Source organism: Streptomyces glaucus (assembly GCF_039533365.1).
GTDB classification, from domain to species: Bacteria; Actinomycetota; Actinomycetes; order Streptomycetales; family Streptomycetaceae; genus Streptomyces; species Streptomyces glaucus.
The window spans coordinates 81,514-99,691 of the sequence record NZ_BAAATK010000024.1; the positions used below are offsets into that span (position 1 = coordinate 81,514).

Annotated in this window: 13 protein-coding genes; 8 read left to right on the plus strand and 5 right to left on the minus strand. The window is 74.0% G+C overall.

The window, feature by feature from the left end:
* Positions 1-7 precede the first annotated feature (7 nt).
* Both ABD363_RS19160 and panB read right to left on the minus strand, forming a co-directional pair.
* Positions 8-3,025 carry a bifunctional [glutamine synthetase] adenylyltransferase/[glutamine synthetase]-adenylyl-L-tyrosine phosphorylase gene (locus ABD363_RS19160; RefSeq protein WP_344605115.1) on the minus strand — a complete coding sequence of 1,006 codons (3,018 nt, stop codon included), beginning with the start codon at positions 3,023-3,025 and terminating at the stop codon, positions 8-10.
* A gap of 222 nt (positions 3,026-3,247) precedes the next feature.
* Positions 3,248-4,123 carry a 3-methyl-2-oxobutanoate hydroxymethyltransferase gene (gene panB, locus ABD363_RS19165; RefSeq protein ID WP_344605117.1) on the minus strand — a complete coding sequence of 292 codons (876 nt, stop codon included), beginning with the start codon at positions 4,121-4,123 and terminating at the stop codon, positions 3,248-3,250.
* 183 nt (positions 4,124-4,306) lie between these two features.
* Between panB and ABD363_RS19170 the strand changes: the two genes are divergently transcribed.
* From ABD363_RS19170 to ABD363_RS19195, 6 genes are all read left to right on the plus strand, one after another.
* Complete coding sequence (locus ABD363_RS19170; RefSeq protein ID WP_344605119.1) at positions 4,307-5,893, plus strand: MFS transporter; 1,587 nt, start codon at positions 4,307-4,309, stop codon at positions 5,891-5,893.
* A gap of 77 nt (positions 5,894-5,970) precedes the next feature.
* Positions 5,971-6,594 (plus strand): TetR/AcrR family transcriptional regulator, encoded by a 624-nt coding sequence (locus tag ABD363_RS19175; protein ID WP_344605121.1) that lies wholly within the window; start codon positions 5,971-5,973, stop codon positions 6,592-6,594.
* A gap of 187 nt (positions 6,595-6,781) precedes the next feature.
* Positions 6,782-7,834 carry an endonuclease/exonuclease/phosphatase family protein gene (locus tag ABD363_RS19180; RefSeq protein WP_344605124.1) on the plus strand — a complete coding sequence of 351 codons (1,053 nt, stop codon included), beginning with the start codon at positions 6,782-6,784 and terminating at the stop codon, positions 7,832-7,834.
* Positions 7,835-7,978: 144 nt separating this feature from the next.
* A complete protein-coding gene (locus ABD363_RS19185) occupies positions 7,979-9,196 on the plus strand; it encodes an MFS transporter (protein ID WP_344605126.1) in 1,218 nt (405 codons plus the stop codon).
* A 202-nt stretch (positions 9,197-9,398) separates the two neighbouring features.
* Positions 9,399-9,863 (plus strand): hypothetical protein, encoded by a 465-nt coding sequence (locus tag ABD363_RS19190; protein ID WP_344605128.1) that lies wholly within the window; start codon positions 9,399-9,401, stop codon positions 9,861-9,863.
* Between the two features lie 40 nt (positions 9,864-9,903).
* Positions 9,904-10,314, plus strand: coding sequence for a hypothetical protein (locus ABD363_RS19195; RefSeq protein WP_344605130.1), 411 nt, complete (start codon positions 9,904-9,906; stop codon positions 10,312-10,314).
* Between the two features lie 95 nt (positions 10,315-10,409).
* On the opposite strand, the gene ABD363_RS19200 is transcribed toward ABD363_RS19195, so the two are convergent.
* Entirely contained in the window at positions 10,410-12,164 is a 1,755-nt protein-coding gene (locus ABD363_RS19200; RefSeq protein ID WP_344605132.1) for an NAD+ synthase, read from the minus strand.
* Positions 12,165-12,641: 477 nt separating this feature from the next.
* Between ABD363_RS19200 and ABD363_RS19205 the strand changes: the two genes are divergently transcribed.
* Positions 12,642-14,003, plus strand: a complete 1,362-nt coding sequence (locus ABD363_RS19205) for a glutamine synthetase family protein (protein ID WP_344605134.1) — start codon at positions 12,642-12,644, stop codon at positions 14,001-14,003.
* Positions 14,004-14,058: 55 nt separating this feature from the next.
* On the opposite strand, the gene ABD363_RS19210 is transcribed toward ABD363_RS19205, so the two are convergent.
* Together ABD363_RS19210 and ABD363_RS19215 are read right to left on the minus strand one after the other, a co-directional pair.
* Positions 14,059-15,087 carry an endonuclease/exonuclease/phosphatase family protein gene (locus ABD363_RS19210; protein WP_344605136.1) on the minus strand — a complete coding sequence of 343 codons (1,029 nt, stop codon included), beginning with the start codon at positions 15,085-15,087 and terminating at the stop codon, positions 14,059-14,061.
* A gap of 132 nt (positions 15,088-15,219) precedes the next feature.
* The gene (locus tag ABD363_RS19215) at positions 15,220-15,972 is read right to left on the minus strand and encodes a hypothetical protein (protein ID WP_344605138.1); all 753 of its coding nucleotides are present in this window, start codon (positions 15,970-15,972) and stop codon (positions 15,220-15,222) included.
* 601 nt (positions 15,973-16,573) lie between these two features.
* Between ABD363_RS19215 and ABD363_RS19220 the strand changes: the two genes are divergently transcribed.
* On the plus strand, positions 16,574-18,130 hold the full coding sequence (locus tag ABD363_RS19220; RefSeq protein ID WP_344605140.1) for a pectate lyase family protein: 1,557 nt from the start codon (positions 16,574-16,576) through the stop codon (positions 18,128-18,130).
* The last annotated feature ends 48 nt before the right edge of the window (positions 18,131-18,178 follow it).

Below are 18,178 nucleotides of genomic sequence, written 5' to 3' on the forward strand. Positions count from 1 at the left end.
GCGGGGCCTACCGCTCCGCCGCCCCGTAGAACAGCTCCTCCACCACGGCCCGCGCCCGGCGCGTCGTACGCCGGTAGGCGTCGAGCATGTCGCCCGCGTGCCCGGGGCCGTAGCCGAGGTAGCGGCCCACCGCGGCCAGCTCGCGGCCGTCGGGGGGGAAGGTGTCGCCGGCCCGGCCGCGCACCAGCATCACCGCGTTGCGGACCCGGGTGGCCAGCACCCACGCCTCGTCGAGGATCGCCGCGTCCTCCTCACCCACCAGACCGGCCGCGCGGGCGGCGGCGAGGGCCTCGCGGGTGCGGGTGGTACGCAGGCCGGGCTCGGCCGCGCCGTGCCGCAGCTGCATCAGCTGCACGGTCCACTCGACGTCGGACAGGCCGCCGGGCCCCAGCTTGGTGTGCAGCCTGGGATCGGCGCCGCGCGGCAGCCGCTCGGACTCCATGCGGGCCTTCAGCCGCCGGATCTCGCGCACGGCGTCGTCGCCGAGCCCGTCCGCCGGGTACCGCAGCGGGTCGATCAGCTCGATGAAGCGGCGGCCCAGGTCCTCGTCCCCGGCGACGAACTCGGCCCGCAGCAGCGCGTGCGACTCCCACACCAGCGACCAGCGGCGGTAGTAGGCCTCGTACGACTTCAGGGTGCGCACCAGCGGACCGGACCTGCCCTCCGGGCGCAGGTCGGCGTCGATCAGCAGCGGCGGGTCGGAGCTGGGCAGCTGCAGCAGGCGGCGCATCTCGGCGACGACCCGGTTCGCGGCGTCGGCGGCCTCCCGCTCGCCGGCCCCCTCCCGCGGCTCGTGCACGAAGATCACGTCGGCGTCGGAGCCGTAGCCCAGCTCGTGGCCGCCGAAGCGGCCCATGCCGATGATCGCGAACCGGGTGGGCAGGGTGTCGCCCCACGTGTCGCGGACCACCGCGCGCAGCGTGCCGGCCAGGGTGGCCGCCGTCAGGTCGGAGATCGCGCCGCCGACCCGGTCGACGAGGGCGCCCGGGTCGGCCTCGGCGGAGTGGGTCTCGGTGCCGTAGGAGCCGATGATGTCGGCGGCGGCCGTGCGGAACAGCTCGCGGCGCCGCACGCCGCGGGCCGCCCGCACGGCCTGCGCGGCGTCGTCGGCGCGGCCGACCGCGGCCAGGATCTCCTGCTCCAGCGGGGCGCGGCCGCGGGGGGCGAGCCCCCCGCCGTCGCCGTCGCCGAGCAGCGCCACGGCCTCCGGCGCCCGCAGGAGCAGGTCGGGGGCGAGCCGGCCGGCGGACAGCACCCGGGCGAGGTTCTCGGCCGCCGCGCCCTCGTCCCGCAGCAGCCGCAGATACCAGGGGGTCTTGCCGAGCGCGTCGGAGACCTTGCGGAAGTTGAGCAGGCCCGCGTCGGGGTCGGCGGAGTCGGCGAACCAGCCGAGCAGGACGGGCAGCAGGGTGCGCTGGATGGCGGCCTTGCGGGAGACGCCGGAGGCCAGCGCCTCCAGGTGCCGCAGCGCCGCGGCCGGGTCGGCGTAGCCGAGCGCCACCAGCCGCTCCCGCGCCGCCTCGGGGCTGAGCCGGGCCTCGCCGGGGGCGAGCTGGGCGACCGCGTCGAGCAGCGGGCGGTAGAAGAGCTTCTCGTGCAGCCGGCGCACGGCGGTGGCGTGCCGCCGCCACTCGCGGACCAGCCCGGCGACCGGGTCGGTGCGCAGGCCGAGGGAGCGGCCGACGCGGCGCAGGTCGGCCTCGTCCTCGGGGACCAGGTGGGTGCGGCGCAGCCGGAACAGCTGGATGCGGTGCTCCATGGAGCGCAGGAAGCGGTAGGCCTCGTCGAGCCGGGCGGCGTCGGCGCGGCCGACGTAGCCGCCGGCGGCGAGCGCCTCCAGGGCGTCGAGGGTGGTGCCGCTCCGCAGGGACGCGTCGGCCCGCCCGTGCACCAGTTGCAGCAGCTGCACCGCGAACTCGACGTCCCTGAGGCCGCCCGGCCCGAGCTTCAGCTGCCGGTCGACCTCGGCGGCCGGGATGTTCTCCACCACCCGGCGGCGCATCTTCTGCACGTCGGCGACGAAGTTCTCCCGCTCGGCCGCCTGCCACACCAGCGGCCCGACGGCGGCGAGGTACTCCTCCCCCAGCTCCGGGTCCCCCGCCACCGGGCGGGCCTTGAGCAGCGCCTGGAACTCCCAGGTCTTGGCCCAGCGCTGGTAGTAGGCGAGGTGGCTGCTGAGCGTGCGCACCAGGGGGCCGTTCCTGCCCTCGGGCCGCAGGTTGGCGTCGACCGGCCAGATCGAGCCCTCGACGGTCGTCTCGGAGCAGATCCGCATCAGGTGCGAGGCCAGCCGGGTCGCGGCGCGCAGCGCCTCGCTCTCGTCGGCGCCCGCGCCGTCCTCGGCGGACTCGCCGACGAAGATCACGTCCACGTCGGAGACGTAGTTCAGCTCGTGGCCGCCGCACTTGCCCATCGCGATCACCGCGAGCCGGCACCGCGCGGCGTCCTCGGGCGCGGCGGCCTCGGCGAGGCGGAGGGCGGCGCGCAGGGTGGCGGTGGCGAGGTCGGCCAGCTCGGCGGCGGTCTGGGCGACGTCGGTGGTGCCGCACACGTCCCGGGCGGCGATGGACAGCAGGCAGCGCCGGTAGGCGACCCGGAGGGAGACGGGGTCGTCGGCCCCGGCCAGGCCCCGCTCGAACTCCGCCACGCCGGGGTGCAGGTCGTGCGGCTCGTAGGTGACCAGCGCACGCCAGTCGCCGGGGTGCCGGGCGAGGTGGTCGGCGAGCGCGGCGGAGGCGCCGAGCACGCCGAGCAGGCGGTCGCGCAGCGGCTTGGCCGCGATCAGCGTGTCGAGCAGTTCCCGGCGGGCGGTGGGGTCGGGCTGGGCTTCGAGCAGGCGGACCAGGCCGTGCAGGGCGAGGTCGGGGTCGGCGGTGGCGCCGAGCGCGTCGAGCAGCACCGGGTCGGTGCGGACCGGGGTCAGCTCGGCGCTCTCCAGGAGCCGCTCGGCGGCCGAGGGATCGGTGAAGCCGTGCCGCAGCAGTCGCGTGAAGGTGCTGCTCCTGCGCCCCGGCGCCGCGGTCATCCCGGCCTCCTGTCCGATCGTCGGATCAAGGTCGTACGCGCTCGAGCCTAACCGGAGAGCCGCCCGCGGGGGCCGCCGAGTTCCGCCCGGGCGCGGGGGCCGCCGAGTTCCGCCCGGGCGCAGGGGGCGGCGCGGTCCGCGCGGGCGGGGCCGGTCCGCGCGGAGCGCGCGAAGCCCCGCCGACGGGGGACGATCGGCGGGGCTGTCGTGCGCCGCGGCGGCTCAGTGGACGGAGTGCTCCTCCTGCGGGAACGTCCCGCCGACCACGTCCTCGGCGAACGCCTTCGCCGCGTCGCCCATGACCTGGCGCAGGTTCGCGTACTGCTTGACGAACTTCGGGACCCGGCCGCCGGTCAGCCCGAGCATGTCGGTCCACACCAGCACCTGGGCGTCCGTCTCGGGACCCGCGCCGATGCCGACCGTCGGGACGTGCAGCACGCGCGTCACCTCGGCGGCCAGTTCCGCCGGGACCAGCTCCAGGACGACCGCGAAGGCGCCGGCGTCCTGGACGGCCTTGGCGTCGCGCAGCAGCTGCTGGGCGGCCTCCTCGCCGCGGCCCTGGACGCGGTAGCCCATGGCGTGGACGGACTGCGGGGTGAGGCCGATGTGGGCCATCACCGGGATGCCGGACTCCACCAGCAGCCGGATCTGGTCGTGCGAGCGCTCGCCGCCCTCCAGCTTGACGGCCCCGGCCCCGGCCTCCTTCACCAGCCGGGTCGCCGAGCGCAGCGCCTGCACCGGGCCCTCCTGGTAGGAGCCGAAGGGCAGGTCGGCGACGATCAGGGAGCGCCTGGTGCCGCGGACGACCGCGGCGGAGAGCATGGTCATCTCGTCGAGGGTGACGGGCACGGTCGTGTCGTACCCGAGGTGGCAGTTGCCCGCCGAGTCGCCGACCAGGATCACCGGGATGCCGGCCTCGTCGAACACGGACGCGGTCATCGCGTCGTACGCGGTGAGCATGGGCCACTTCTCGCCGCGCTCCTTGGCGGCGGCGATGTCGCGGACGGTGATGCGGCGGGTGCCCTTGCCCCCGTACAGCGCCTTGCTGCCGTCGGAGGACTTGTTCGGGGCGGTCTGGGCAGCCGAAAGCTGCGTCATGGCAACGGCTCCTAACACGTCGTCTCGAAGCGCCCTGACGGCGTCTCCGGATCCCCTCCATGGTGGCACCTCGTGCCGGGGGCGGCCAGGGGGCCCCCGCCGCGCCGGGTCCGGCGTAAGAGCCCGGTAAAAGGTTTTCGATACGGCACGGTCTCGTATCGAAAGTCGCCTACGCTCGGCCGTATGACGACTTCTCCCCCCGCCCCTCGCATACCCGAGGCGGTGCACCGGCGCCGCTGGGCGATCCTCGGCGTCCTGATGCTGAGCCTGCTGATCGTGGTCCTGGACAACTCGATCCTGAACGTCGCGATCAAGACCATCTCGACCCCCGCCCCGACCGGTCTGGGCGCCACCCAGAGCGAGCTGGAGTGGGCGATCAACTCCTACACCCTCGTCTTCGCCGGCCTGCTGTTCTCCGCCGGCCTCCTCGGCGACCGGCTGGGCCGCAAGAAGGTGCTGCTCGGCGGGATCGCCGTGTTCGGCGCCGGCTCCGCGCTCGCCGCCTTCTCCGGCTCGCCGGGCGAGCTGATCGCCTTCCGGGCGGTGATGGGCCTCGGCGCCGCGTTCGTCATGCCCGCCACCCTCGCCGTCCTCATGAACGTCTTCGAGCGCGAGGAGCAGCCCAAGGCCATCGGCATCTGGGCCGGCGGCGTCGGTCTCGCCATCGCCATCGGCCCGATCACCGGCGGGCTGCTCCTGGACCACTTCTGGTGGGGCTCGGTCTTCCTGGTCAACGTGCCGATCGTGCTGCTCGCGATCGCGCTGATGCTGTGGCTGGTGCCCGACTCCCGCGACCCGGCCCCCGGCCGGATCGACCCGGTGGGCGTCGTGCTGTCCGTCGTCGGGCTGGTCCTGCTGGTGTACGGCATCATCAAGGGCGGCGAGCTCGCCGACTTCACGGACGTCACCGTGCTCGCCACGATCGGCGCCGGACTCGCCGTCCTGGTCGCCTTCGTCGTCCACGAGAAGCGCAGCGACCACCCCTCGCTCGACGTCACGTACTTCCGCGACAAGGTCTTCTCGGCGGCGATCGCCGCGATCGCGCTGGTCTTCTTCGCGCTGATGGGCGTGACCTTCTTCTCGGTCTTCTACACGCAGAGCGTGCGCGGCTACTCGCCGCTCCAGACCGGTCTGCTGATGCTGCCGCTGGCCGTCGCGCAGCTGGTCTTCGCGCCGCGCGCCCGGCTGCTCGTCGACCGCTTCGGCAACCGGGCCACGACGACGGCCGGCATGGCGGTCGTCGCCGCGATGCTGGCGGCGTTCGCCACGCTGGACGCGGACACCCCGATCTGGCTCCTGGAAGTGATCTTCTTCCTCATGGGCGCCGGCATGGCGCACATCATGACCCCGGTCAGCGTCGTCATCATGCAGGCCCTGCCCCGCGAGAAGGCCGGCTCGGCCTCCGCGCTCAGCAACACCTTCCGCCAGGTCGGCGGCGCCCTCGGCATCGCCGTCCTCGGCTCGGTGCTGTCGACCGCGTACCGCAACGGCATCGAGGACGAGCTGGGCGCGCTGCCGGCGGGCCTGCGCCACACCGCGGGCGAGTCCATCGAGGCCACGCTCGGCGTCGCCGACCGGCTCGGCCCCCGGGGCGGGGAGCTGGTGGGCCCGGCCCACGACGCGTTCCTGCACGCGATGCACGTCACCGCCCTGTGGGGGGCGGGGATCGCGGTGATCGGCGTGGTCGTGGTGGCCCTGTTCCTGCCGGGGCGGACGCCGGACCGCCGGACGGGCGACCGGGAGCAGGAGTTGGTGCCGGCGGCGGAGTAGCGCCGCCGCCGGCCGGGGAGAGCACCGGGGAAGCAGCGGGGAGAATCGTCCCAGCACAGGGAAAGGACGCACACGACGTGAGCCTCACCGACAGCCGCACCGGGCACGACGACGGACCCGCGCGGGGCCGCCCCCGCAGCGAGGCCGTCGAGCGGGCCATCATCGAGGGCGTGATGAAGCTCCTGGAGGAGGGCGTCTCCCTCGCGGAGCTGTCCATCGAGCGGATCGCCCGCACCGCCGGCGTCGGCAAGGCCACCATCTACCGCCGCTGGCGCGGCAAGGAGGAGCTCTTCGTCGACGTCGTGCGCGCCGCGGAGCCCCCGGACCCCGAACTCCCCGGCACCTGCCTGCGCGACGACCTCGTCGTCCTGCTGGAGTCCCTGCGGCAGCGGGGGCTGGCCAACCGCTCGTCGGCGATCCTGCACAGCGTCCACGCCCAGATGAAGTCCAGCCCGAAGCTGTGGGCCGCGTACCACCACACGGTCGTCGAGCCGCGCCGCCGGCTCGGTGTCGCGGTGCTGCGCCGCGGGCAGGCGAACGGCGAACTCCGCGCCGACGTCGACGTGGAGCTGGTGAACGACATCGTCATCGGCCCCATGCTGGTGCGCGCCATACTGCGCCCGGACGCCGAGCTGTCCGACGGTCTCGCCGAGCAGATCGTCGACACGCTGCTGGACGGGCTGCGCCCGCCGGGGAACTGACCCGCGGTCAATGTGCGCGTTGCGTCACAGAAACCGCCCGTCCCGCCCTTGATCGGAACTCCGAACAGCGGCTCGGACGTCCTCGTGCCCGTACGGCCGTCACCGGACGGCGGAACGGAACGGATCATCCCCTAGGGTCTTGGGACGCGGGGGCGATGATGTGCACGGCAGGCAGTGAGGCGACGGTATGGCGCAACAGGCGTACATGACGGAGACGGCAGGCGGTGGCTCGGGGCCCGAGCGCCGGGGGGCCCGGCTTCGGCGCCTGTGGGGACGGCTGGCCGCGAGCTGGCGGGGCGATCCGCGGATCTGGCGCCGCGGGATTTTCACGGCCGCGGTCGCGGTGCTGCTGGCCGTGGTGATGCTGGCGCACGCGCACATCCCGAACGCCGTCGGCAACCTCGGCAGCCTGACCGAGACCTTCCTGCCGTGGCTGGGCCTCCTCGTGCCGGCGCTGCTGGTGGCGGCCCTCGTCCGCAGGTCGGCGACCGCGCTGATCGCGGTGCTGCTGCCGGCGGTCGTCTGGCTGAACCTCTTCGGCGGGCTGCTCACCGACAAGGCCGCCGCCGGCGGCGACCTGACGGTGGCCACGCACAACGTCAACGCCGACAACGCCGACCCGGCCGGCACCGCCCGTGCCGTGGCCGCCTCCGGCGCGGACGTGGTGGCCCTGGAGGAGCTGACGGCCGCGGCGGTGCCGACGTACGAGAAGGCGCTGGAGCCGACGTACCGGTACCACTCGGTGCAGGGGACGGTCGGGCTGTGGAGCAAGTACCCGCTGAGCGGCGTCCGGGCCGTCGACATCAAGCTGGGCTGGACGCGCGCGATGCGGGCCGCGGTGGCCACCCCGGCCGGGCAGGTCGCGGTGTACGTCGCCCACCTGCCGTCGGTGCGGGTGAAGCTGGAGGCCGGGTTCACCGCCCGGCAGCGGGACAAGAGCGCCGACGCCCTCGGCGAGGCCATCGCCGACGAGCCGCTGACGCGGGTCGTGCTGCTCGGCGACCTCAACGGCACCATGAACGACCGCGCGCTCAACGCCGTCACCTCGCAGCTGCGGTCCACGCAGGGCGCGGCGGGCCACGGCTTCGGGTTCAGCTGGCCGGCGTCGTTCCCGATGGCGCGGATCGACCAGATCCTGGTCAGGGGGGTCGAGCCGGAGAGCTCCTGGTCGCTGCCGCAGACCGGCAGCGACCACCTGCCGCTCGCCGCACGTGTGAGGGTCGCCACATCCGGTTCGTGAAAACCCCAGGTCAACAGCGTTTCGGCAGGTCGGCGTCAGCGGGGCGTAACCTCGCGGAATACTCCGCCTGAGAGCCTTTGTTCCGTACGTGAACATACGAGTCACGACGTACGGATCCCCGCTCCCGAAAGGCAAGACCCCTTCATGCCCCTGGCCCTGCTCGCCCTTGCCGTGGGTGCCTTCGGCATCGGCACGACCGAGTTCGTGATGATGGGCCTGCTGCCCGACGTCGCGGACGACCTGCACGTCTCGATCCCCGCCGCCGGGCACCTGGTCTCGGCGTACGCGCTGGGCGTCGTCGTCGGCGCCCCGCTGCTGGCCGCCGTCACCGCGCGGCTGTCCCGCCGCACCGTCCTGATCGGCCTGATGGTCCTGTTCGTGGCGGGCAACGCCCTGTCGGCGCTCGCCCCCGGCCACCAGTGGCTGCTCGCCGCCCGTTTCCTCAGCGGCCTGCCGCACGGCGCCTTCTTCGGCGTGGGCGCCGTGGTCGCGACGACCCTGGTGACGCCGGAGCGCAGGGCGCGGTCGGTGTCGCTGATGTTCCTCGGCCTGACGGTCGCCAACATCGTGGGCGTGCCCCTGGCCACCCTCGTGGGACAGCACCTGGGCTGGCGGGCGACGTTCCTCGGCGTGAGCGCGATCGGCGTGGCGGCGATCGCGTCGCTGGCGCTGCTGATCCCGCGCGACCGGACCCGGGCGCCCGAGGCGGGCCTGCGCGGCGAACTGGCCGCCCTGCGCTCCCTGCCGGTCTGGCTGGCGCTCGGCACGACGGTCGCGGGCTTCGGCGCGCTGTTCGCGGCGTACAGCTACATCACGCCGATGCTCACCGACGCCGCCGGGTACGCCGAGACCAGCGTGACCCTGCTGCTGGCGCTGTTCGGCGTGGGCGCGACGGCCGGCAACCTGCTCGGCGGCCGGCTCGCCGACCACTCGCTGCGCGGCACGCTGTTCGGCGGACTGGGGGCGCTGGTCGCGGTGCTCGCGCTGTTCCCGCTGCTGATGCGGACGCCGGTGACCGCCGCGCTGGCGGTGACCCTGCTCGGCACGGCCGCCTTCGTCACCGGTTCGCCGCTGCAGCTGATGGTGATGGAGAAGGCGTCGGCGGCCCCGTCGCTGGCCTCCTCGGCCAACCAGGCCGCGTTCAACCTGGCCAACGCCGGCGGCGCCTGGATCGGCGGCCTGGCGCTCGCGGCGGGCCTCGGCACGACGTCCCCGGCGCTCGCCGGCGCGGCGCTGGCGGTCCTGGGCCTGGCGGTGGCGGCGGTCGCGGCCCTGCTGGACCGCCGGACCGCCCCGGTGAGCGGGCGGGAACGCGTGGTCGCCGGGCACGTGCCGCAGGAGCCGGAGGTCCTGCACCGCTGACGGCCGGTCGCGCACCGGCGAGGCGCCCGGTCCCGCACGGGGCCGGGCGCCTCGCCGCGTCCGGAGCCGGCGGACCGCCGGCCGTCCCGTTCACTGTGACACCCCTGTGACTCGGGGAGTGGCTTCCGTCACAGCCCGTCCGGTACGGGCCCTGCTGGGATGACCCGATGCGACGAGCACCGCGCCCGAGGGCGTCCGCCTCATGATCATCGGACTCGGCATCGCCGCCGGGTGCGCCCTCGGCGCGCTGACCGCCCTGATGGGCGTGGTCGCGATGGCGTTCCCGGGCCGGCCCCGGCCCTGGCCGGCGCACCTGCTGCGGCGCAGTGCGTGGCTGGCCGCCGCGTCGGCCGCGGCGGTGTACTCGCTGGGCCTGTCCGGGGTCCTGGCCGCCGAGTGGGCCGTCGGCGACGGCGCCGATTCGACCCCGGCCCCGGCGTGCCGCGACGGGTTCGCCCCGGCGACCGTCCAGGGCCTGTCCCACCACCGCGCGTCCTACCTGCCGCTGGGCTTCGACTGCGTCCGCGAGGACGGCAGCACCTACACCAGCGACCCGGACTACGCGTGGATGAACCGGACGAGCGCGGTCCTCGCGCTGTCCGCCGCGGCGCTCGCCGTCGGCGCGGGCTGCGCGGCCGAGCTGCGCGCCCGCGCGGCGGCCCGGTGATCCGCCGTCGCGGCGCGCCCCCGGCCGGGAGGAGGGCGGCATGACGGTGCTCCTGGTCTTCGCGGCACTCGTCGTGGGCCAGGTCGCCCTGCGCGGCTGGCTCGCCCGTCCCCGCCTGCCGCTGCTCGCGAAGTCCTGCGTGTTCTGGTCCGCGCCGCTCGCCGCCCTCGCGTGGCTGGCGGTCGTGACGGCGGACGACTTCCTCCTCTTCCCGGAGACGGCCCCGTGCCCCAGGGAGCCGATGCTGAAGGGCGTCCTGGGGGACGGGGCCGTGGAAGGGGTCTCCACGGCGTTTCCGCCGCGGGCGTACTGCCGCTGGGAGGACGGCACCACCTACGATCTCGCGACCGGCGCCCAGGCGGCGTTCTGGGTCTTCTTCTCGCTGACCGCCCTGCCGCTGGCGGCGGGCCTGTGGCACGCGCTGCGCGATCCGCGGGCGCTGCTGCGCTGACACCGGGCCCGCGGGCCCGTCCGTGCCCCGCGCACCGCCGGGCCCGGACCGGTACGCGCCCTGCGCACCGCCGGGCCCGCGGACCGGTCCGCGGGTTACGCCCCTTCCCGCCAGCCGTTGGTGATCGGCAGCCGCCGGTCCTTGCCGAAGCCCTTCGCCGAGATCTTGGTGCCCGGCGGGTACTGGCGGCGCTTGTACTCGGCCGTGTCGACCATGCGGAGCGTCCTGGTGACCAGGTCCCGGTCGAAGCCGGCCGCGACGATCTGGTCGGCGCCCCGGTCCCGGTCGACGTACAGCTCGAGGATCGCGTCCAGGACGGGGTAGTCCGGCAGCGAGTCCGTGTCGACCTGGCCCGGGCGCAGTTCGGCGCTCGGCGGCTTGGTGAGGGAGTTCTCCGGGATCGGCGGGGTCTCGCCGCGCTCCTCGGCCGCCCGGTTGCGCCACTTCGCCAGGCGGAACACCGACGTCTTGTACACGTCCTTGATGGGGCCGTAGGCGCCCACCGAGTCGCCGTACAGCGTCGAGTAGCCGACCGCCAGCTCCGACTTGTTGCCGGGGGCGAGGACGATGTGGCCCTCCTGGTTGGAGATCGCCATCAGCAGCGTGCCGCGCAGGCGCGACTGGAGGTTCTCCTCCGCCAGGCCCGTCAGGCCGAGCGAGGCCATGTAGGCGTCGAACATCGGCTCGATCGGGACCGTGCGGTAGTTCAGGCCGGTCCGCCGGGCCAGCTCCGCCGCGTCGTCGCGGGAGTGCGCGGAGGAGTACTTCGACGGCATCGACACGCCGTACACGTTCCGCGCGCCCAGCGCGTCGCAGGCGATCGCCGCGACCAGGGCCGAGTCGATGCCGCCGGACAGGCCGATCAGGACCGACCGGAAGCCGTTCTTCGCCACGTACGCCCGCAGGCCGACCACCAGCGCCGAGTAGACCTCCTCGTCGTCCTCCAGGCGGTCGGCGTGGCGGCCGGTCAGCTGCGGCTCGTAGGCCGGCAGGGGGTCCTCGGACAGGACCACGCGGTCGATGCGCAGGCCGTCGTCCACCACGCCCGTCGGCGCGTCCGGCGCCGCGGCCGGCAGGTCCAGGTCGAGGACCAGGCACTCCTCGGCGAACTGCGGCGCCCGCGCGACGACTTCGCCGTCGCGGTCGACCACGATCGAGTCCCCGTCGAAGACCAGCTCGTCCTGCCCGCCCATCATGGCGAGGTAGGCGGTGGTGCAGCCCGCCTCCTGGGCCCGCTTGCGGACCAGCTCCAGGCGCGTGTCGTCCTTGTCGCGCTCGTAGGGCGAGGCGTTGATCGACAGCAGCAGCCCGGCCCTGGCCGAGCGCGCCGCCGGGACCCGGCCGCCGTCCTGCCACAGGTCCTCGCAGATGGCGAGGGCGACGTCGACGCCGTGCACCCGCAGGACCGGCATCGAGTCGCCGGGCACGAAGTAGCGGAACTCGTCGAAGACGCCGTAGTTCGGCAGGTGGTGCTTGGCGAAGGCGAGCACGATCTCGCCGCGGTGCAGCACCGCCGCCGCGTTCTGCGGGGCGCCGGCCGGCTGCCCGTACTTCGGCTGGGCCCGCTCGCTGCGGTCGAGGTAGCCGACGACCACCGGCAGGTCGCCGAGGCCCTCCGCGGCCAGCCGCGCCGCCAGGTCCCGCAGGGCCGCGCGGGACGCCTCCACGAAGGACGGCCGCAGGGCCAGGTCCTCGACGGGATACCCGGTCAGCGCCATCTCCGGGAACGCCACCAGGTGCGCTCCCCGCTCGGCGGAGTGCCGGGTCCAGCGGACGATCGACTCGGCGTTCCCGGCGAGGTCGCCGACGCTTGCGTCGATCTGGTTCAGGGCGAGGCGTAGTTGAGGCACGCGCCCAGTGTAATCGTCAGTGCGACGCGATGGGGTGGCGTGTGGTGTGGGGCACCCCACGCGCCGGCTCCGTTTGACGGCGTCGTTCCTGGTGAGGGCAGCTCTCCCGGTGCCGTCGTCACCGTCGGCGCCCTCACCGGCGGCGCCGGCGCGGACGGTCGCGGCCGGCGGCCCGGACGGCACCGGAAGCGCCCCGGGACCCGCCCGGGGCGCGCGCCGTCCGGATCCGCGTCGGCGTGCGCGTCGCGGGGACCGGAAGGGAGTGCGGACCGGCCGTTACGGATGCCGGTGCGAGCAGGCAAGATGGGCGCAGAGCTGTGCACCTGCCGGAGGTGAGGCGTTCAGACCGGGGTCGGCCGGCCGATCAAGGTCCGCAACGCGCACGAAATGGTGTTGTGGTGGGATGCTCAGGTGCCCGACCGCCTCCCGTGGGACCGGAGACAGGCGGCCTGACCAGCAAGGATGGGGAAGCGGAAGATGGACAAGCAGCAGGAGTTCGTGCTCCGGACGTTGGAGGAGCGCGACATCCGGTTCGTACGCCTGTGGTTCACGGACGTCCTGGGCTTCCTCAAGTCCGTGGCCGTGGCCCCGGCGGAGCTGGAGCAGGCCTTCGACGAGGGCATCGGCTTCGACGGCTCCGCCATCGAGGGCTTCGCGCGGGTCTACGAGTCCGACATGATCGCCAAGCCCGACCCGTCGACCTTCCAGGTCCTGCCGTGGCGCGCGGAGGCCCCGGGCACGGCCCGCATGTTCTGCGACATCCTCATGCCGGACGGCTCCCCGTCGTTCGCCGACCCGCGCTACGTCCTCAAGCGCGCCCTGGCCCACGCCTCCGACCTGGGCTTCACCTTCTACACGCACCCGGAGATCGAGTTCTTCCTGCTGAAGGACAAGCCGGTGGACGGCTCGGTCCCGACGCCCGCCGACAACTCCGGCTACTTCGACCACACCCCGCAGAACATCGGCATGGACTTCCGCCGCCAGGCGATCACCATGCTGGAGTCGATGGGCATCTCGGTGGAGTTCTCCCACCACGAGGGCGCCCCGGGCCAGCAGGAGATCGACCTGCGGTACGCCGACGCGCTGTCCACGGCGGACAACATCATGACGTTCCGCCTGGTCATGAAGCAGGTCGCGCTGGAGCAGGGCGTCCAGGCGACGTTCATGCCGAAGCCGTTCAGCGAGCACCCCGGCAGCGGCATGCACACGCACCTGTCCCTCTTCGAGGGCGACCGCAACGCCTTCTACGAGTCCGGCGCCGAGTACCAGCTCTCCAAGGTCGGCCGCTCCTTCATCGCGGGCCTGCTGCGGCACGCGGCGGAGATCTCCGCGGTCACCAACCAGTGGGTGAACTCCTACAAGCGCATCTGGGGCGGCACCGAGCGCACCGCGGGCGCCGGCGGCGAGGCCCCCTCCTACATCTGCTGGGGCCACAACAACCGCTCGGCCCTGGTCCGGGTGCCCATGTACAAGCCGGGCAAGACCGGCTCGGCGCGCGTGGAGGTCCGCTCCCTGGACTCCGGCGCCAACCCGTACCTGGCGTACGCCGTCCTGCTGGCCGCCGGCCTGAAGGGCATCGAGGAGGGCTACGAGCTGCCGCCGGGCGCCGAGGACGACGTGTGGGCCCTCTCCGACGCCGAGCGCCGCGCGATGGGCATCGAGCCGCTGCCGCAGAACCTCGGCGAGGCCCTGACGCTCATGGAGCGCAGCGACCTGGTGGCCGAGACGCTCGGCGAGCACGTCTTCGACTTCTTCCTGCGCAACAAGCGGCAGGAGTGGGAGGAGTACCGCTCCGAGGTCACCGCGTTCGAGCTGCGGAAGAACCTGCCGGTGCTGTAGGCGCGGGCCGGAGCGGGCTGCCGCCGGGCCGGCCCGCCGGGCCGCCCGACCGGGGTCAGGCGGCCCGGCCCTTCGCCGGCGGCAGCGCCAGCACCGCGACGACGGCCCGGTGGTCCGTCCCCGGCACGGTGCGCTCGCCGACGGAGATGCCCACCAGGCCGGGGCCGTGCAGCACGTGGTCCAGCTGGATCAGCGGGGGGACGAGGGCGTGGCCGACGGGCCAGGTGCGGGCCCAGCCCCGGCCGAGTTCGGCGTGGGTGTCCGTGAGGCCGGCCGCGAGCAGCCTGCGCATCGGGGTGTGGTCGAGGGAGGCGTTGAAGTCGCCCAGGAACACGGTGTCCGGGCCGCTGCGCCGGGCCAGGGAGGCGAGGGCGGTCATGTCCCGCGTCCAGCGCTCCGCGTCTCCGAGCGGGTAGTAGGTGTGGACGGCCACGAGCCGTACCCTGCGCCCGCCGACGGCCGCCTCGGCGGTGGTCTGGGGCCAGGCGGTGTCGGCCCGCGTCGTGCCGGCGCGGGTCAGCGGGCGCCGTGCGTAGATCGAGGAGTCGTACTCGGGGTGGAGTTCCCGGTACGGCATCAGCGCGTCCAGGCCCGCGGCGTCGAGCGCGGCCACCCCCTCCGGCGGCAGTTGCTGCACGGCCAGCACGTCGATCCGCTCGGCGCGGACCAGCTCCACCAGCGCACGGGCGTCGGCGTCGCCGCCGTCGGCGTTGACGGTGGCGACGCGCAGCTCGGCCGACCCCGGCGGCACGTGCCGGCTCTCGGGTACGAACCGCGGTGCCAGCAGCGCCAGGTGGGCGGCCGCCACGACCGCGGCGACGGCCACGGACCACCGGGACCGCAGGGCGGGGACGGCGATCAGCACGCCCAGCACCAGCACGCCGAGGACGGCCGCGTAGGGGAGGAGCACCAGGGGCACCGCGAGCGGCGTTCCCTCGTCGAGTCCCGTCAGCCGGACCACGAGCAGGGCGGCGGGCACGGCGAGCGCGACGCCGCAGCCCAGCCGTCCCCCCGCGCGTCCTCGCCGGCCGGGTGTCCGCCGCCGGTCCGCGTCGCGGAGGGCGCCGGTGGCCGTGTCCGTCATTCGTCCCGCCCTGGAGTCGTGTCCGGCGAGACGCTCGTGGTCACCGGTTCCCGGTACCGGGACGCCGGCGCGGGCCCGTACGGTTCCGGGCGCGGTCGGCCATCGGGTCCTGGTGCCGGGGCATCCCGCCGCTCAGCGTCCCGGCCCGCCCCGCGGCCCCGCGGCCCGGAGCGCTCGGCCGGCCGGCCGTTCCCGGCCGTCCAGTGCGTCGCCGATCTCCCGCAGGCGATCCCAGGGCAGCGCGAAGGGGTTGCCGGGGTTCCGGTAGGAGTGCCCGCCGTCGTTGATCCGGACGCCGTCCGCCGTCCGCCAGCGGGCGGGCTCCCACAGTCCCTGCTCCTCCAGGAGCATCCTCGCCACTTCGGCGGGCTCCTCGATCACCGTGAGAGCGGCGAGCGCGGCGGTGAGGACCGGGGCCGCGTCGTCGGGCGGCCGCGCGTCGCCGAGGGCCGGGAAGAGCAGCAGCAGACGGGCGTCGGGGCCGCCGGCCCCCTCCGTCACCGGCTGCCGGGCGGCGGACACCAGCTCCGGCCAGGACAGGCCGGGCCCCATGAAGTGACCGTCGACCACGGCGAGGGTCTCCGCCTCGGGCCACGCCGGGTGATGTACCAGATAGTCCAGCCCGTGTTCCCCCTCGAGGTTGCGGTAGACGGCGTGGAGGGTGTGGCCCGAGCGCAGGGGCACGCTGAACACCGGCCACTCGTGGTCGGCGGACAGCTCGCGGTACAGCTCCATGGCCGCGTCCCGGTCGGCTCCGAACGCGGCCCGCTGCGCCTCCTCGCTCCGCAGGCAGCTGCCGAGGTGCACCGGCCAGAACAGGGGCTCGTCCAGCCAGGCGCTTCCCTCGGTCAGGGGGCCGTCTTCGTATCCCGGGATCCGCAGCACGTGAGGATGATGGCACGGGGCACCGACACTCCCGGCCTGCACCTGCCGGCGAGGAGACGGTGTCCCGGTCCGCGCTGTTCGACGCGCGTGACCGCCGCGGGCACCGGCGGGCGGCGCGGAGGACCGCGGGGTTCCCGCGAACCGGTGCGCGCTCTTCCACGACCGCCGCCGGCCGTCCCCGGGCCGTTCCCGCCCCGGCGCCCGTCGAAGGAGCCGCTCGCGCGCCGCGGCACTCCCGCGCGAGGAGCGCCGGGAACGGCAGGGGTACCGCTCGGAGATCTCGGCGTCGGAGCGGCGGAGGGGCCGCCGGTCCTCCGAGGCGGGCCGGGGATCGCGGCACGTCGGGACGCACAGGGCCTGCGGTGTCGCACCGCCGGCCCCTCCCCCGCGCGTGGGCGCGCTCCCACAAAATCCGGAGGAAAACGTTCCGTAACTGTGCGGAACCTTGCCAGTTACTCCCGCACCACTCTACTGTCGCGGCCAGAAAGCGCTTTCCCAATCCATGAGCCGGGCCGTGCGGCCACCTTCGGCCGCTCTACTGACATGCCCATGTCATATGACGGGTCGCGCCCGGCACGCGAGGACGAAAGGCGAGGCGAGGATGAGACGACCAGTCGCTCTGCGACTCTCCGCGGCGCTGACCACGGGGGCCCTTGCGGCCGTGGCCGGTGTGGCCCTGTCGCTGCCCGAAGCGGCGGCGGCGACCACCGGAGCCACCGGCTACGCGACCCAGAACGGCGGGACCACCGGCGGCGCGGGCGGACAGACGGTGCGGGCCACCACGGGAACCGCGATCCACCAGGCCCTGTGCAGCCGGGCCAGCAGCAGCACCCCGATCACCATCCAGGTCGAGGGGACCATCAACCACGCCAACACCGCCAAGGTGTCGGGCAGCAGCTGCAGCACTGCGGCCGGAGTGATCGAGCTCAAGCAGATCAGCAACGTCACGATCGTCGGAGTCGGCAGCGGCGCCGTCTTCGACCAGCTGGGCATCCACATCCGGGAGTCCCGCAACATCGTCATCCAGAACGTGACCGTGCGGAACGTCAAGAAGTCCGGCTCGCCCACGTCCAACGGCGGCGACGCCATCGGCATGGAGAGCGGCGTCCGCAACGTCTGGGTCGACCACGTCACCCTGGAGGCGTCGGGCGGCGAGTCGGAGGGCTTCGACGGCCTCTTCGACATGAAGGACAACACCCAGTACGTGACCCTGTCCTACAGCGTCCTGCGCAACTCCGGCCGCGGCGGCCTCATCGGCTCCAGCGAGAGCGACACCTCGAACGGGTACGTGACGTTCCACCACAACCTGTACGAGAACATCGACTCCCGGGCGCCCCTGCTGCGCGGCGGCATCGCCCACATCTACAACAACCACTACAAGAGCCTCAACGAGTCCGGCATCAACTCCCGTGCCGGGGCCCGCGCCCGGGTGGACAACAACTACTTCGAGGACTCCAAGGACGTCCTGGGCACCTTCTACACCGACGCGGCCGGGTACTGGCAGGTCAACGGCAACATCTTCGACAACGTGACCTGGTCCGCCCCCGGCGAGGACACCAACCCGGCCGGTCCGGACCCGCAGTCCAACACCAGCGTCAGCGTCCCGTACTCCTACAGCCTCGACGCGGCGAACTGCGTGCCGAGCGTCGTCGCCCAGACGGCGGGCGCCGGCAAGGGCCTGAAGGTGTCGGACGGCAGCTGCACGCCGCAGAACCCGGGCCCGACGCCGACCGACCCGACGCCGACGCCGACCGACCCCACGCCGACGCCGACCGACCCGACCCCGCCCGGCGGGACGAACCTCAGCCTCGGGGCCGGCGCCGACGGTTCCAGCAAGGCCGACGGGACGAGCTACGGCAACGTGCGGGACGGGAACCTGAGCACGTACTGGTCGCCGGCCGGCTCGACCGGTTCCGTCTCGGTCAAGTGGGGGTCCGCCACCGGCGTCTCCAAGATCAACATCCGGGAGGCGGCGGGCTCCGCGGGCGTCATCGGGTCCTGGCGGGTCGTCAACGGCGACACCGGCGCCGTGCTGACCTCCGGCAGCGGCGCGGGCGTCATCAGCTTCCCCAAGGTCTCGCTGAAGAAGATCACCTTCCAGATCACCGGTTCGACCGGCACCCCGAAGGTCGCCGAGTTCGAGACCTACGCCGGCTAGCTGTACTGACCCGTGAGGTTGGGGACGCGGCTGGCGGGTGGTTGCCCT

Excerpts from the sequence above, each read along its gene's own strand:
- ABD363_RS19160 (WP_344605115.1), bottom strand. The coding sequence starts at position 3,025 with ATGACCGCGGCGCCGGGGCGCAGGAGCAGCACCTTCACGCGACTGCTG.
- panB (WP_344605117.1), bottom strand. The coding sequence starts at position 4,123 with ATGACGCAGCTTTCGGCTGCCCAGACCGCCCCGAACAAGTCCTCCGAC.
- ABD363_RS19170 (WP_344605119.1), top strand. The coding sequence starts at position 4,307 with ATGACGACTTCTCCCCCCGCCCCTCGCATACCCGAGGCGGTGCACCGG.
- ABD363_RS19180 (WP_344605124.1), top strand. The coding sequence starts at position 6,782 with ATGGCGCAACAGGCGTACATGACGGAGACGGCAGGCGGTGGCTCGGGG.
- ABD363_RS19185 (WP_344605126.1), top strand. The coding sequence starts at position 7,979 with ATGCCCCTGGCCCTGCTCGCCCTTGCCGTGGGTGCCTTCGGCATCGGC.
- ABD363_RS19190 (WP_344605128.1), top strand. The coding sequence starts at position 9,399 with ATGATCATCGGACTCGGCATCGCCGCCGGGTGCGCCCTCGGCGCGCTG.
- ABD363_RS19195 (WP_344605130.1), top strand. The coding sequence starts at position 9,904 with ATGACGGTGCTCCTGGTCTTCGCGGCACTCGTCGTGGGCCAGGTCGCC.
- ABD363_RS19205 (WP_344605134.1), top strand. The coding sequence starts at position 12,642 with ATGGACAAGCAGCAGGAGTTCGTGCTCCGGACGTTGGAGGAGCGCGAC.
- ABD363_RS19210 (WP_344605136.1), bottom strand. The coding sequence starts at position 15,087 with ATGACGGACACGGCCACCGGCGCCCTCCGCGACGCGGACCGGCGGCGG.
- ABD363_RS19220 (WP_344605140.1), top strand. The coding sequence starts at position 16,574 with ATGAGACGACCAGTCGCTCTGCGACTCTCCGCGGCGCTGACCACGGGG.